Annotated in this window: 9 protein-coding genes and 1 pseudogene; 8 read left to right on the forward strand and 2 right to left on the reverse strand. The window is 51.9% G+C overall.

Annotated elements, in window-relative coordinates:
- Positions 1-419: 419 nt before the first annotated feature.
- The 5 genes and pseudogenes from C0081_RS21985 to C0081_RS22005 all read left to right on the forward strand — a co-directional run.
- Entirely contained in the window at positions 420-758 is a 339-nt protein-coding gene (locus tag C0081_RS21985; RefSeq protein ID WP_180967017.1) for a ribbon-helix-helix domain-containing protein, read from the forward strand.
- 233 nt (positions 759-991) lie between these two features.
- The gene (thrC, locus tag C0081_RS21990) at positions 992-2,419 is read left to right on the forward strand and encodes a threonine synthase (protein ID WP_101535877.1); all 1,428 of its coding nucleotides are present in this window, start codon (positions 992-994) and stop codon (positions 2,417-2,419) included.
- Positions 2,420-2,520: 101 nt separating this feature from the next.
- Positions 2,521-3,804, forward strand: coding sequence for a M16 family metallopeptidase (locus C0081_RS21995; RefSeq protein WP_245418044.1), 1,284 nt, complete (start codon positions 2,521-2,523; stop codon positions 3,802-3,804).
- Positions 3,805-4,281: 477 nt separating this feature from the next.
- On the forward strand, positions 4,282-4,869 hold the full coding sequence (locus C0081_RS22000) for a GNAT family N-acetyltransferase (RefSeq protein WP_101536058.1): 588 nt from the start codon (positions 4,282-4,284) through the stop codon (positions 4,867-4,869).
- A gap of 302 nt (positions 4,870-5,171) precedes the next feature.
- Positions 5,172-8,033: pseudogene (locus C0081_RS22005) on the forward strand (EAL domain-containing protein); the annotation flags it as partial.
- Between the two features lie 1,536 nt (positions 8,034-9,569).
- On the opposite strand, the gene C0081_RS22010 reads toward C0081_RS22005, so the two are convergent.
- A complete protein-coding gene (locus tag C0081_RS22010; RefSeq protein ID WP_101535880.1) occupies positions 9,570-10,190 on the reverse strand; it encodes a YqgE/AlgH family protein in 621 nt (206 codons plus the stop codon).
- Positions 10,191-10,445: 255 nt separating this feature from the next.
- On the opposite strand from C0081_RS22010, the gene C0081_RS22015 reads away from it, so the two are divergent.
- The 3 genes from C0081_RS22015 to C0081_RS22025 all read left to right on the forward strand — a co-directional run bounded on the left by C0081_RS22015 (position 10,446) and on the right by C0081_RS22025 (position 13,060).
- Positions 10,446-11,312, forward strand: a complete 867-nt coding sequence (locus C0081_RS22015) for a protein-disulfide reductase DsbD domain-containing protein (RefSeq protein ID WP_180967018.1) — start codon at positions 10,446-10,448, stop codon at positions 11,310-11,312.
- Between the two features lie 41 nt (positions 11,313-11,353).
- The gene (locus C0081_RS22020; protein ID WP_101535882.1) at positions 11,354-11,842 is read left to right on the forward strand and encodes a peroxiredoxin; all 489 of its coding nucleotides are present in this window, start codon (positions 11,354-11,356) and stop codon (positions 11,840-11,842) included.
- Positions 11,843-12,109: 267 nt separating this feature from the next.
- On the forward strand, positions 12,110-13,060 hold the full coding sequence (locus C0081_RS22025) for an endonuclease/exonuclease/phosphatase family protein (RefSeq protein ID WP_101535883.1): 951 nt from the start codon (positions 12,110-12,112) through the stop codon (positions 13,058-13,060).
- Between the two features lie 63 nt (positions 13,061-13,123).
- Here C0081_RS22025 and xseA read toward each other — a convergent pair whose 3' ends face one another.
- A complete protein-coding gene (gene xseA, locus C0081_RS22030) occupies positions 13,124-14,884 on the reverse strand; it encodes an exodeoxyribonuclease VII large subunit (RefSeq protein ID WP_101535884.1) in 1,761 nt (586 codons plus the stop codon).
- Between the last annotated feature and the right edge of the window lie 182 nt (positions 14,885-15,066).

The raw sequence follows: 15,066 nt of genomic DNA on the forward strand, positions 1-15,066 counted from the left end.
CCACTGCAAAAAATAACAACATTATTGCATCAAACATTATTGACAGCTCGGGAAGGCAAACTTGTCAGAGGCTTACACAAATTAACCCAACGGATTTGTGGAAAGTCAAAAAAGCGCTTGTCATCATAGTTACCAAAAGATGCAAAGAATCATTTTCAATTGCTGCGCAGGTTGCGAAACTTGGACCACGATATGAGTGAGGCGGTATTGTCCGGTGTCTGAAGCAGAATAAAATCTGAACAGAAACCCGAAAGAGGCAGGTCGCAAACAAGGTCATACGCGACGGGGCAGAGCAAAAGCGTTTCGCGTAGGGCCTTCTTGTTTGTATCGAATATCAAGCTTTGAGAGTGATGCGGCACATCAATTTCTCATGGCTTGATAAAGGATGGCAAGGCGAACCAAGGAAAGGCAAGACAGGCGTGGATAACGAAGAAAATGCGGTTGAAATAGGCTCTTATTTCGAAAAACTGATCACCGAACAAGTTGCAACAGGGCGGTTTGCTAGCAAAGCGGATGTTTTGCAGGCAGGGCTGCGTTTGTTGGAAGAACAACAACTTCGTTTTCATTTGAAGAAGTCAGAGCTGGACGGCAAAGACACTCTGTCCGCAAGCAATCTTGAAGGATCAGTCAGTGACGTTTCGCAGATACTGAACGTTGCCGTACAGGCGATGGACACATCTATAAGCGAACGGTCACGGGCGATTCCGGCGATACCGGCCACCAAAGGCTTGTTACGGTCCCAGATTGCAGCTGAATAGACGATCTTAGATAAAATCGTTGATCTACCCAGATGCCTTTCGAAAAAAGCAGCGCAGAAATTTCTGCGCTGCTTTTTGTTTATTTGGTTTAGCGGTTATAGACGAGTGGGCGGGGCCTATTCGACTCTTGCCCTGAAAATGCGGAGCATGTAGGGTGCCGCGCGAGTAATACAGCGCCTGCCGGCTTAGTCTGGCGCACAATTTAAGCGCATAATTAAAAGGCTTATTGAGACGTGAAATATGTCAGCACACGGGGCAATGCGCCCGAACTTGGCTTTTGTGACGCAATTCTGGCGGGGTTGGCCAATGATGGAGGCCTCTATGTACCCAAAATCTGGCCGACGCTGAGCGACGAGGAAATTGCAGCTCTCTCCGGCAAGAGCTATGCCGATATAGCCTTTGCAGTGATGTGGCCTTATGTCGAAGGCGACATTCCCAAAGACATCTTTCAAACCATGATCAACGAAGCTTATGCCACTTTCCGGCATGATGCGGTGGCTCCTTTGGTGCAAACCGGCTCCAACGAATTTGTGTTGGAGTTGTTTCATGGACCAACGTTGGCCTTCAAAGATGTTGCTATGCAACTGCTGGCGCGTGTGATGGACTTTGTCTTGGACCAGCGCGGAGCGCGCGCCACTATTATTGGCGCAACCTCTGGGGATACTGGCGGTGCCGCGATCGAAGCCTTCCGAGGCCGCGCCAACACCGATATTTTCATTATGTTCCCACATGGCAAAGTATCGCCGGTACAACAGCGCCAGATGACATCTGTGCTGGATGACAATGTGCATTGCATCGCGCTAGAAGGCAATTTTGACGATTGTCAGGGCCTGCTCAAGGATATGTTCGCTCATGAGAGCTTTCGCGACACCGTCGCAATGTCCGGGGTCAATTCCATCAACTGGGGTCGTATCATGGCTCAGGTTGTATATTATTTCTCGTCTGCTGTGTCGCTCGGGGCCCCCGGCCGTGCGATATCCTTCACTGTTCCAACCGGCAATTTTGGTGACATTTTCGCAGGCTTTGTTGCCAAACAGATGGGCTTGCCCATCGAAAAACTGGTGATTGCGACCAACCAAAATGATATTTTGGCTCGGACGCTTGAAACCGGTAGCTATGATGTGCTCGGAGTGACCCCGTCAGTGTCGCCAAGTATGGATATTCAGGTCTCCTCAAACTTTGAACGCCTATTGTTTGAGGTCCACGACAGAGACAGCGAAGCCGTCGTGCGCATGATGTCAGGGCTCAAACAATCGGGATGCTTCTCCATTGCAGACAAACCAATGGAGAGGTTGCGACAAGTATTTGCTGCCGAACGCGCCAGTGAAGCGGAGACAGCGGCAACGATCAAATCTGTTCTTGCGGATAGCGGCTATCTACTGGATCCGCATTCTGCCGTTGGTGTTCACGTTGCGCGCAAAATACGCGCCGTGGAAAAAGATGCGGAAATGCCAGAGGCTCCAATGATTGTCCTGTCAACGGCACACCCGGCCAAATTCCCGGCGGCTGTTGTCGAGGCGTCGGGGCAATACCCGGCTTTGCCAGTGTGGCTATCCGATCTATTGGAGCGTGACGAGCGCCTGACAGTCATCGATAATTCGTTGGAAAAGGTAGAAGCCTTTATTCTTGCCCATGCACGGGCTGCAAGCGATAAAAAATAGCCAAATCAAGGCCGCAGCCCACTCCGGGCGCGGCCTTGATTTTGATTTATTAGTCTCCCCGACAATGGGCGGGGAAAGGGAGTATAAGTTTGACCGTAAATATGACCCAGCTTGCCAATGGCATGACAGTTCTTTCCGATGAAATGCCGCATTTGAAATCATCCGCCGTCGGAGTCTGGGTCGCTGCGGGCTCCCGCTTGGAGCAGGACAATCAACATGGTATTTCGCACCTTCTTGAACATATGGCCTTCAAAGGCACAAAAAAACGCTCTGCGACTGATATTGTCGAGCAAATCGAGGCTGTGGGAGGCGACGTCAACGCCTCAACAGGAATTGAAAATACCTCTTATTATGCGCGCATTCTAGAAGAAGATTTGCCGTTGGCCGTGGATATCCTAGGCGATATTCTGACCAATTCGGCATTCGAGGCCGAGGAATTGCGGCGCGAAAAGCAAGTCATTTTGCAAGAGATCGGTGCTGTGCATGATATGCCTGAGGATAGGGTCTTTGATCATATTCAGGAACTGGCTTTCCCCGATCAGCCACTGGGCCGCACTATCCTGGGCACATCAGAAACCGTGCAGGGATTTTCCTCTCCTGATATTATAAACTATATGGCAAGCCATTACCGTGGTCCATCGATGATTCTATCAGCCGCAGGCGCTGTCCGTCACGAGGAGTTGGTTGCGCTTGGTGAAGAAGCTTTTGCCAGTATTGAGAACAGGCCCTGCAGCGTACCGAGCTCCGCGCAATATGCGGGGGGGGAACGACGAGATGTGCAAAAAGAATTGATGGAAGCACAGGTTGTTTTGGGTTTTGAGGGCCGGTCCTACAAGGACGACGACTTTTACACGGCACAAATTCTGGCCTCCATGCTAGGCGGTGGCATGTCGTCCCGATTGTTTCAGGAAGTGCGCGAAAAGCGCGGGCTTTGTTATTCCGTCTATGCGTTCCATTGGGGTTTTGCTGATACGGGCCTGTTTGGAGTGCATGCCGCGACAGGTGCCGATAATCTTGAAGAGCTGATGCCTGTGATCCTCGGAGAGCTTGCACGGGCAGCCGAAGATCTGACCGAAGCAGAGCTTGGCCGGTCTCGGGCTCAAATCAAAGCGGGATTGTTGATGGGGATGGAAAGTCCGTCGTCACGCGCAGGCCAATTGGCCCGCCAGAAAATGCTGTTTGGAAAGCCCCGTTCGTTTGAGGAAATGATCGACTCGATCTCCCATATCAGCGTTCAAGATGTGAGAAAGCTTGCTGGTGATATTATCACGGGGTCCGCGCCTTCATTGGCATCGGTAGGGCCGGTTGGTGCGCTTATGCCAGTCGACGACATCGCCGCTCGTCTGGGAAGTGCATCCAACAGGTCTACGAACATCTGCGGATAAGCATTCAAACCACGTAATTGTCCTGTAGATAAACTATTCAGTCCCGGCTAAAACTGCTTCAGCAGCATTGTTATCTGATGTTTGCTATTCAAGCGGTTCGCGTTATGATTTGCCAGCGAAGAGCTCGGCTCGAAAAGCGCGTCCTTTTAAGTGTTTGATTGGTAAGGCCAAGGCAAAAGCTGCAAGTCTCAATCCAACAGCAATTATTCGGGTTCATCCCGGGTATGAGCAGCTAACCCGGGCGGTTTCGCGACATGTGCAATCGGGTTCATGACCAACCTGTCTGAGATACGGGCCGTTGGTCTGGACGAAGCTGGAATTATGAAAATGGCTGGCAACCATGACAGAACCGGCAAATCTTGGGTTTTCAATAAGCTGCATGCTATGAAAGGCAAAGTCATGCGCCCTAGAGCAGCCGTATACAGCTCCTTTGGAGCGAGTAGCCCCTCTGGCCGATTGTCAGCGTCCCTTGGCTCCATGCTAAGCGGGGCACCTTCTATCCCGGCACTTCATGACCCGCTCACTGATCACCATCTATATTTGCGTCATCCAACCAAGGGTGATTTTCACCAGTGGGCACATTTGCGTGCGGCCAGTGCCGACTTCTTGCGCCCATGGGAGCCAATCTGGCCGGCGGATGATTTAACCCCTCTGGGATATCGCCGGCGCCTGGAGCAATATCAGAAAGATCGCAGAACCGGTCGCGCCTTGCCTTATCTTATTTTTCGGCGCCAAGACAATCGCCTGATTGGCGGCGTGAATGTCTCCAATATTCGCCGTGGCATTTGCCAATCTGGCTCTATTGGCTATTGGATGGGGGAAGATCATGCCGGACGTGGCGAAATGAGCCGTGCGTTGGCCTTGTTATTGCCCTATTTAGTTGATTATCAGGGCCTTCACCGCGTGGAGGCTGCTTGTTTGCCAAGCAATCAAGCCTCGATTGCGGTGCTGAAGAAGCAAGGGTTTCAGTTAGAAGGCAAAGCGCGTAGCTATTTATGCATCAATGGCCGGTGGGAAGATCATCTGCTTTTCTCAGCTTTACGATCAGATCTTACCAGTCTCTGATTAGCCTTTGGACAGACTAGGCTTTTGCGGAGACTATGGGAATCATATGGTCGATTGCTCGGTCAGCACAATTCCAACAAATCTGCATGAGAAGGTGTTTGCAGGGTGTGAATTGGGCGTCAATACAGCACCTTTACCATGTCTGCACCGAAATGATCGGCCTTTCCGCTTGAAAAAGGCAAAAGTTGCTAATTTCGCCTTGTGCGAAAGGGTGCAAAATTTTAACTATGATGAACCTGTCTGCGATCCTCCAGAATGCAGATATTGGAAAATGAGGGCCACTGGTGAATCGCGTATCCGTCTTGATATCCTTGTTACTTGCAACGCTGCTCGGGCTCGCATCTTTTAATGCTGCTTGGGCGGTGGAAGCTGTTGATGTCAAAGCGGATATTAAAGTACTGGATCTGAGTGCTGTTGTTGAGAGCTATGAGGGCGACGGAGACCGGATCCAAGTCTCCACGGCACCTGGCCCTGACGGCATTGTCCGGCGAATCGAAGTGCGCGCGCGCCAACAAGGCGTTATTCCCGGATGGTTCGTTTTTGCGCTGGCAAATAACACCGATCGCCAAATTGACCGCTATCTTGTTGTGCCCCATTTCCGGATGTCTGGCTCGGGCTTGCTCAAACCCGATTTGGGTGCGCAACGCGTATTTGCTATCTCCACGTCACAAGGATTTGCGCCCGAGCGGGTGCCTGATACAGAAGCCGATGTTTTCCGCGTGACACTTGACCCTGGCAACGTGGTCACATTTGTCGGCGAGCAAAGCCATAAGAGCCTGCCTCGCTTGAGCCTGTGGGAACCTGAAGCCTATAAAGACTATGTCAACAGTTACACCTTCTTTCGTGGCATTGTTCTTGGTATCGCCGGACTGTTAGCTCTGTTTCTTGTTATTTTGTTTGTGGTCAAGGGCGCAGCAATGTTCCCTGCGGCTGCTTTGCTTGCGTGGTCCGTGCTCGCCTATCTGGCAATTGATTTTGGTTTCATGGGGCGCCTTTTCGATATCCCCACAACATACGAACCAATTTGGCGCGCTGTTGCCGAGGTGGTTTTTTCGGCCTCGATCCTTATCTTGCTCTTCACCTACCTGACGCTTCATCGGTGGCATGTGCGTTACTTGCATGCCTCGGGCATCTGGTTGATCTTCTTGTTCGCTGTGTTGGGCGTCGCACTGTATGACCCATCGTTAGGCGCCGGTATCGCACGTTTGTCGATGGTTGTGACGTCAGTGGCCGGTTTTGGCGTCATTCTCTATCTGGCATTTACCGGTTTTGATCGTGCGATCATGCTGATCCCGACCTGGATACTGCTACTGCTTTGGCTGTTGGCCTCGGGCAGCGCTGTGGCGGGATTGTTGGACAATGATTTGGTGCAGCCAGCCCTTAGTGGCGGCTTGGTGCTATTGGTCTTGCTGTTTTGCTTCACTATTATGCAGCATGCCTTCTCAGGCGGTATCCTGGCGCAAGGCATCGTATCGGACAGCGAACGCCGTGCGCTTGCGATCGTCGGATCGGGAGACATGGTGTGGGACTGGGACGTGCCGCGCGACAGGATCCACACATCAAGAGATACCGAGCGGGTGTTGGGATTGAAGCGCGGGGCGCTTGATGGTCACGCCCGCGATTGGGTGGAGTTTTTACACACCCAGGATAAAGACCGTTTTTCGTCTATGCTTGACGCAATCATCGAACAGCGTAGGGGCCGGGTGAATCAGGATTTTCGTCTGCGCGCCGAAGACGGTCACTATCGCTGGTTCAAGCTGCGTGCTCGCCCCGTTGTTGGCACCGATGGTGAAGTCGTTCGTTGTGTGGGTACATTGCTTGATATTACCGAGCAACGTACAGCCGAAGCCCGTCTGCTTCATGACGCCGTCCATGACAATCTAACCGGTCTGGCCAATCGTGAGTTGCTGCAGGATCGCTTGGATGCTGCGATGGTTCGTACCATTGTCGAAGGTGCAGCCAAACCCGCAATTTTGTTGGTGGATATCGACAATTTCCGAAATATCAATGACACCTTTGGCCTGTCTATCGGAGACTCCATCCTCCTGACGGTCGCGCGGCGTCTGTCGCGTTTGCTGAAACCGCAGGATTCAATCGCGCGTTTCTATGGGGATCAGTTCGCCATTATTTTGATCTCGGAACAACAGCCAGAACGCATTGCCGTGTTTGCTGATAGTGTGCGCAAGGCGTTGAAGATTCCTATTGTTTTTGGTGATCGTGAATTGTCGCTGTCGGTCTCCATCGGCATCGCTATTCAGGACATTCAGGCACACAAAACCGCCGCTGATGTGATCAATGATTCCGAATTGGCACTTTATCATTCCAAGCGAATGGGTGGCGATCGTATCGAACCGTTCCGTCCGTCTTTACGTCAACAAGGCAGAGGTCGCAGCTCTCTTGATAAGGATCTGGTTGCGGCATTGGATCGCAATGAAATTGAAGTGGTGTTCCAGCCGATTGTTGATCTGAACAGCCGTATGATCAAGGGATTTGAAGCGCTGGCGCGTTGGAACCACCCTCAGCGCGGCGCCGTACCGCCGTCTGATTTCATTCCTGCTGCTGAACGCACTGGCCTTATTGTGCCCTTGGGCCTGCACATCATGGAACAAGCAGCACGTCAGCTCAACCAATGGCAACAGAAACTGAAAGGCACGAGCACTCTCTTTATGAGTGTGAATGTGTCTTCGCAACAATTGCTGCGTCATGATTTGATCCACGATGTTAAAACAATCCTGTCTCGCTGTGACGTCAACCCGGGCACACTTAAGCTGGAATTGACCGAGAGCCTAGTGATGGCGAATCCTGAATATGCCTCTCAGGTGCTCGATAAATTGCGAGCGCTTGGCGCTGGTTTGTCATTGGATGATTTTGGCACCGGTTATTCGTCACTGTCCTATTTGCAGCACTTCCCGTTCGATACGCTGAAGATCGACAGGTCTTTTGTTGGACACGAGCAGGGTGCAACCCCGATCATCTTGCAATCGATTGTAAAATTGGCACAGGATCTCCAGCTCAATCTTGTCGCTGAAGGCATTGAAAGCGAAGATGCTGTCAATCAATTGACCGCGATGGGTTGCCCGATGGGGCAGGGATATTTGTTTGGTAAGCCACTGGTGCCTGAAGAGGCCCACGCGATGCTCACCAAACAATTGGAACAATCTCAAAGAATGCAGGACGAGGCGCAGGCTCGCCGTCAACTGGCGGAAATGGAAGCGGCTGCGCGTAAAGCAGATGAACAACGTAAGATAAAGGAAGAACAACGTCGCAAAGAAGCTGCTGAACTCGAACGCGCTCAATCGCATGCCCGTGAAGTCGCCGCGCAACCTTTGTCGACACCTGAAGTAAAGAAACCGTTAGCTCAAAGGGCGGAAGCGGTAAAACAGGATCCGAAACAAGATACGCTCGAAGCGCAATTGGCGGCCGGCCTCGCATTGGACTTGGGTGATGAAAACGTTCCTTCTTCTGACCATGCATCCGCCAAACCGGACGTAATGTCCGTCTCAAATCAAGGGAACGGCAAATTCCACGCTGCTGTTCAAACCAACGATGACGAGACTGATGGGGGAGATCTTCTGGCAGATCTCGACATGGCACTTGAAAACGCCATTGGTGCAGCTGCTGCCGAAGCCATTGCTGAAACAACACCTACCAAAGAGGGCTTCGTGCGTGACTTGACCAATGCAGAAGCACCTGTATCACGCGCCCCACAAAATCACGGTGCCAGCAACATTCCCCCTCAGCGATTGCCCGCTGGAGGCAGCGCTAAACAAAGCGCACCAAAAGCAAGCCTGCGTGACAAAGTCGGAACGGCATCTGGCCTCTTTTTGAATTCATTCAAGAATAAAAAGGCTCCGAACAAGTTTTTGAAAAAGCTTTCCGGCATAACGGCGCAAAATCCTGCTCAAACACGCGATCCTGCAAGTGCGCCACCGGCCCATCCACCTGCTCGCGCTCCGCAACCGACAGCACCTCAGCCCGCCGTCCGGCATCCTTCCTCGTTGCCACAGGCCCAGGCAACGCATAGCAGGCCAGATCCAGATCTCTTGCAGGGGGCACGTCAGCCTCAGGGCCCTCTTTTGGGGCAACGTCCGGTGACCTCCAATACCGGATCAAAAATACCGGCTATGCCTCAGGTTGCCGCAATGAAGCCGCCCGTCTATTCGGCTTCCTCAAGCGGGTCTCAAGGCTCGGTCCCCCCTTTGCAGCCAAGCCCACAAGAGCCGCAAAGAGAGCAGCGCCCAGAGCAAACTAACATGCCAAAGCCAGAGCAAATCAGTCGTCCTGCTCCAACGGCTCCGGAACCGATCGATAGCGCCTCGCGTCAGGGGCCTGACTTGCCCATTGTTCAGCCGCGGCCTGCACAAGTCCCAATTGGTACCGACAGGCCGTTGCGAGATGGGGCTTTGGTACAACCTCTGCCCGGGCGCGCCTATGCTGCGAAGCGTGGTGAGAATGAGGAAGTTGACAGCAATCTTCCCTTCTCGATGCCTGATATGTCGGACATCGATCAAGACATTGCCGCAGCCATTAAGCAGGCGATGATGGCTGGGAAAAAGAACTGACTTCAAGTCAGGAGAGAACAGACACCGGCATCGTTAAACATGTCTGAGAATAAGCCGAATGAGGCGGGGTGCATGACTGTCATTCCACGCAATCAGGGGGCAGGATTGGGTTCGTCCCACAGACGCTAAGTCCTAGTCCTAGGCGTGTCCTGCTTCGCTTGACAGCATAGACAGATCGACACCCATCAGCGCAAGGCTGCGATCATATCGGTCTTTGGGCGGGCATTCAAACAGCAGCGAGGCATCCGCTTGGCAAGTCAACCAACTGTTGCTTTGTAATTCGTCTTCCAATTGTCCTGCAGACCAGCCTGCGTAGCCGAGTGTTAACAAGGCCGAACGCGGCCCGCGTCCTTCGCTCAAGGCACGTAAAATCTCAACAGTTGCAGTCAGGCAAACGTCATCAGAGACTTCAAGAGTAGAACTTTCCAGTTTGTAATCGGGGCTGTGCAACACAAATCCACGCCCTTGATCAACTGGGCCACCATCGAGCACATCCATGCCACGCGCAGATTCTGGCAGGTCGATCATATCTTCATCGTCGTCAAGAATATCTATTTGACGGAGCAAGTCAGGAAGCGTGATTTGCGAGGATAGCTGATTGACCACAAGCCCCATCGCACCATCTTCTGAGTGGGAGCAGAGATAAATCACAGACCTCTCAAAATGTGGTCCTTTCACAGCGGGCATGGCAACAAGAAACTGTCCTTCCAGAGAGGAGGGAAACACCGACCGTTTCACATTTTTTGCCAAATCAACCATAATCCAAGGGTACCTGCGTGAGCATGTTGCTGTAAAGACATCTTCAGCCCCTAAGCGCTGAGCAAGGCCTGTTCATCACAAAAATATGAAAGCAATGCCTGTTGGATTTACTGTCGATATCAAGACTTGCCATGCTACCACCGTGTTTGCGTGGCAGAAAGACCTTGTTCTTTGAGGGGCAAATATTGCGTCAATGCCCTTCTTACCGGAATGGCCTGTTTGTGTCTCCGGATGCCTGACAAAAGCGAGAAAGCTATGAAGCATTTGAATATATTCGGTAATTTACTTTGTCGTCTGTGTCTGTGGTTGTCAGCCGCAGCCCTATTGGCGAGCATCGGTCCTTTCTCCAATGCCCAAGCGGCAACCTCACCATGGCAAGAAACACTGGGAGGAAAAATGCGCCTCATAGCGGGTGGGAGCAAAGGAGCGCACTATAAGGCCGGACTTGAAATTGTGCTGGATGAAGGGTGGAAAACCTATTGGAAGATTCCCGGTGATTCTGGTATCCCCCCCACCCTCGACGGAACACGCTCTGTGAATGTCGCAAAGATGGAAATCCTTTGGCCTGTACCAAGCCGAATAGCCGTTGGAGGGACCTACATTCTTGGATATAAAGACGCGATTATTTTCCCGCTTTTGATCACGCCCAAAGACCCCACTCAGTCAGTCACTTTGGATCTGAACACGCAGATTGGTCTTTGTTCCGACCTTTGTGTGCCGCTATCTGCAGACATCAGCTTGCAAATTCCGCCGGGTGGTGATCGAGATTTGGTAACCGAAATGTTGATTGATCGAGACTTGGCATTGGCCCCAACAGCCGCGAGTGAAGCTTTTGGCATCACAAATATCAAGCACCAAGAGCGTGATGGGCAGCCGGATAAATTGACTATTGCGACAAAGATACCGGATGGCTATGGCACAAAAGATTTGTTTGTAGAGGGGCCGGAAAACTGGTTTCTTCCATTGTCAAAGCCGCTGCTAAACGAGGATGGTGGCCTGCAGGTATTTGAATTGATTCTTGACGGCCTGCCAAAAGGCGGGCAAAGCAAAGGCATAAAGCTGACATTCACGCTTACAAATGGTGAAGAAGCAGTCGAACAATCCATCATACTTGAAAAATAGATCCCCTGGCACGTCGTGCAGCATATCAATAAGAGGCATATATGATCAAAATCGGTGACAAACTCCCTGAAGTAAATTTCTTTGTAATGGGCGATGATGGAAAAGAAGTCCGAACAGTATCTGAGATATTTTCTGGCCGCAAAGTTGTGCTGTTCGGTCTGCCCGGCGCATTCACACCCACCTGCCATCGCAATCATTTGCCCGGATACATCAATTCCATTGATGGCATTCATGCCCTTGGTATCGATGAGGTTGCTGTGGTTGCGGTCAATGATGTATTTGTCATGGATGCATGGGCCAAAGCCAGTGGCGGCAAGGGGCAGATTGCCTTTTTGTCCGATGGCAACGCAGAATTCGCACGCGCTACAGGTTTGGACATCGACTTGTCCGCTGGTGGCATGGGGGTGCGTTGCACAAGGTTCTCCATGATTGTCGATGATGGGACAATTACCCACTTCAACCTGGAGGATAATCCCGGTGTGGCTGAAAAATCCGGTGCTGTAGCAATTATCGAGCAATTAAAGGCCTGACATTCTGGGTCAGGTGACTTGTAAAGGCGGGTTCGGCGCGGCTCTAAGTGGTGCCGAACTCTCCATGTTATATAGGATACCAATCAATAAGATCCCCAATTAAGGGGATGCACTTGCTTGTGCGTACCCTTCCTTCTTGCCGCCGAATTGACTAGTCTGGACCAGCCGTGCCTAAAACGGGATGACGGTCACTCTGTATTTTTGATTTATGAATTTTGGGTGCGCGCTCTGTGGCGCCGCTACTATATCGATTGAAAGACTATTTTAGTGAAGCATATTTTGTGTGTGCCTGGCGTCGGACCTCTTTTGGCAGCAATGTTGATTGTAGTCTCCTATATGCCGGATTTCTGGATTGCATCCTTCCTTGCCGGCATGCGGTTTCATCTTGCTGTTTGGATGCTGCTCTCTGCACTGTTGGGCTGGGCGATACAACGGGATCGGTTTCACAGTGTGTTTGTGGTGCTTGGGTTGATGGTGTTGGGCCAATGCATTTATGTGTTGCACAGCAATGGATTCCAGCCAGCCTCTCAAATGACGCAGGGTCGCCCCTCTATAGCGGTGCTGTCTTTCAATATTCTGGAGAACAACAAAAAAAGCAAAGATGTGGTTGAGTTGATCGAGACATCAGGAGCTGATGTTGCCATCTTGCTCGAATCCAAGCCATTGGCAAAGCATTTGGACCGGTTGTCGCTCACCTATGGCCACCGCGTTGGATGCGGTGCAAAAACGCCAAGCTGCGATCTGATGATCCTGTCAAAACGGCCGCTCAACAATATCGCAGTCCAGACCCTCAGTGGCTTTCGTCCAGATCGCTTCATCAAGGCCGAAATCGATCTCGCAGGGCAGTCGATCCAACTTGCCGCAGTTCATATCGTCAAACCCTATTTTGGTTATACCCAAGCTGCTGAATTGCGTAAAATCTATTACAGCTTGAACAAGGTCGACAAACCGCTGTTGTTGGCGGGCGACTTCAATTCCAGCGTCCTTGCCACCAATATCCAGTCATTCATGACCGCCCTAAATCTGAATACAGTGCCCTTCGAACCCAATACATGGCCTGTGATCGGTACCGTTTTGGGGTTGCCCATTGACCACGTGATGACATCCAAACCCTTGGCGATTAAGGGCCTTGAGCGCCTGCCGGATAATTACGGCTCCAATCATTTTGGCTTGATGGCGGAGATTGTTTTGATGGACGATAGCAAAAGGGCGCAATAGCCCCGGTCATCTCTCCTGCGTATAACACACCAAACATTGGTGGTTCCATTGTGGGAGCTATGATTAGAACAAGGTCCCTTGCGCTTCATCATCGTCACTTTTCTTGCGCGTGCGCGCGGGTTTGGATTGTTCCTTGATCCGCTCCAGAATTTCTTTCTCAATGGCCTTGGTCAGCTTCTCGGTTGCTTGTTCTAGGCGTTGAGCTGAAATTTCTTCCGTCGGTGCTGGCGCGTCGACACTTTCCACACTTGTTTCGGTTTCTTTGCCATCTTGCTTGGAGCGGACCACACGTCGCCGCACCGGCTTGCCTGTCATGCTGCGCAAATTGGCTTCAATGTCAGAGGCCGAAATCGCAGCCGCGCTCATAATACCGGTTGCCTCCGTCTCCACATCCGATTTTGTCGCCGATTTAAGAATTTGATCACCTGATCCGGAAGGGTCTTTTTCGCTTGGTCCTGGTTCAAAGGAATCAATCAAGGCACTGGTTGCGTTGATGGACCCATCGGCGAATTCAAGGCACAGGGATTGTCCGGCACCAATTTGCTCGGCGCGGCGCATGGGGCGACCATTCCGATCCCGCACCAAAGCAAAGCCTCTTGCCAATACGCCTTTGTGCGATAGGCTTTCTAGCAATCGGGCTGACGCCTCCAACTGTTTACGCTTTTGCGGCAGTGTCAATAAAGCGATACTGCGTTGCAGTCTTTCCCGGCGATCGGCCAGCTTTTCTTTTTGGATGACAATGCGGTCCGAGACCAAAGCAGGGCGCAAACGACCATTTGCCATCGTCAACTGCGAGCGGCGGCTTTGCGTTGCCGTTGTCAGGCTGAGGCCAAGACGACCTGAAGCCATGTCAAAGCGTTGTCGTGCAAGCGCCAAAATATCTCTTGGCTGGGGGAGCGCGCGCGCAGCAGACCGCAAATCAACGCGGCGGCGATCCATCATGCGCGAAACCGCACCATATTGGCGCAGATGCAGATCACCCAGTGTGGAGAGAAGCTCAGAGCGAATGGGCAAGGCGATCTCGGCAGCTCCGGTTGGTGTCGGCGCGCGCAAGTCGGCAACATAATCGATCAAAGTCACATCTGTTTCATGTCCAACCGCGGATATCACGGGAATGACACTCTCGGATACGGCACGAGCAGGGGCTTCTTCGTTAAAGCCCCATAGATCCTCAAGACTGCCGCCTCCGCGGGCAACAATGATGAGATCAGGGCGCGGAATGGCACCACCTTCGGGTAGCGCATTAAACCCGCGTACTCCGTTCGCGACTTCATCTGCGCAATTTTCCCCTTGTACACGCACGGGCCAAACCAGCACATGCACCGGAAAACGGTCTTGGACCCGATGCAAAATATCACGTATCACAGCCCCTGTCGGGGAGGTCACAACACCAATAACCCGTGGCAGGAAGGGCAAAGGTTTTTTGCGGTCTTGTTCGAACAATCCCTCAGCCGCGAGCTTTTTCTTGCGTTCTTCCAAAAGTGCCATCAAAGCGCCGGCACCCGCAGGCTCCATACGGTCGATGACCATTTGATATTTGGATTGGCCTGGAAAAGTGGTCAGCTTGCCAGTGGCAATCACTTCCAGTCCCTGTTCTGGTTTGACCGCCAGTTTGCTGGCTGCCCCACGCCAGATAATACCGCTCAAAACAGATTTTTCGTCCTTCAGGTCGAGATAAATATGACCGGATGCGGGACGGGACACGCGCCCCAACTCACCACGCACACGCACATAGCCGAACTGGTCCTCGATGGAGGACTTCACCGCATAAGAAATTTCCGAGACGGTGAATTCAGTTGCATTGCTTGGTGATGCGTCGGCCATGGTGGCTCCCGGTGCCTATTTAACGAAGATTCGGACATAAAGACCTAGTCTCCATAGGTGCCTCCCTTTTTTGCCTCGGTCAATAGCAAGAGCGGCTAAGGGGCAAAATACGTGTCAGCCAGAGCCGGTACTGCCATCACTATCGACAGTCTCCTTCATTGTCTTAAAAAAGGGCAGGCGGT

It is taken from the genome of Cohaesibacter celericrescens, assembly GCF_002866925.1.
GTDB classification, from domain to species: Bacteria; Pseudomonadota; Alphaproteobacteria; order Rhizobiales; family Cohaesibacteraceae; genus Cohaesibacter; species Cohaesibacter celericrescens.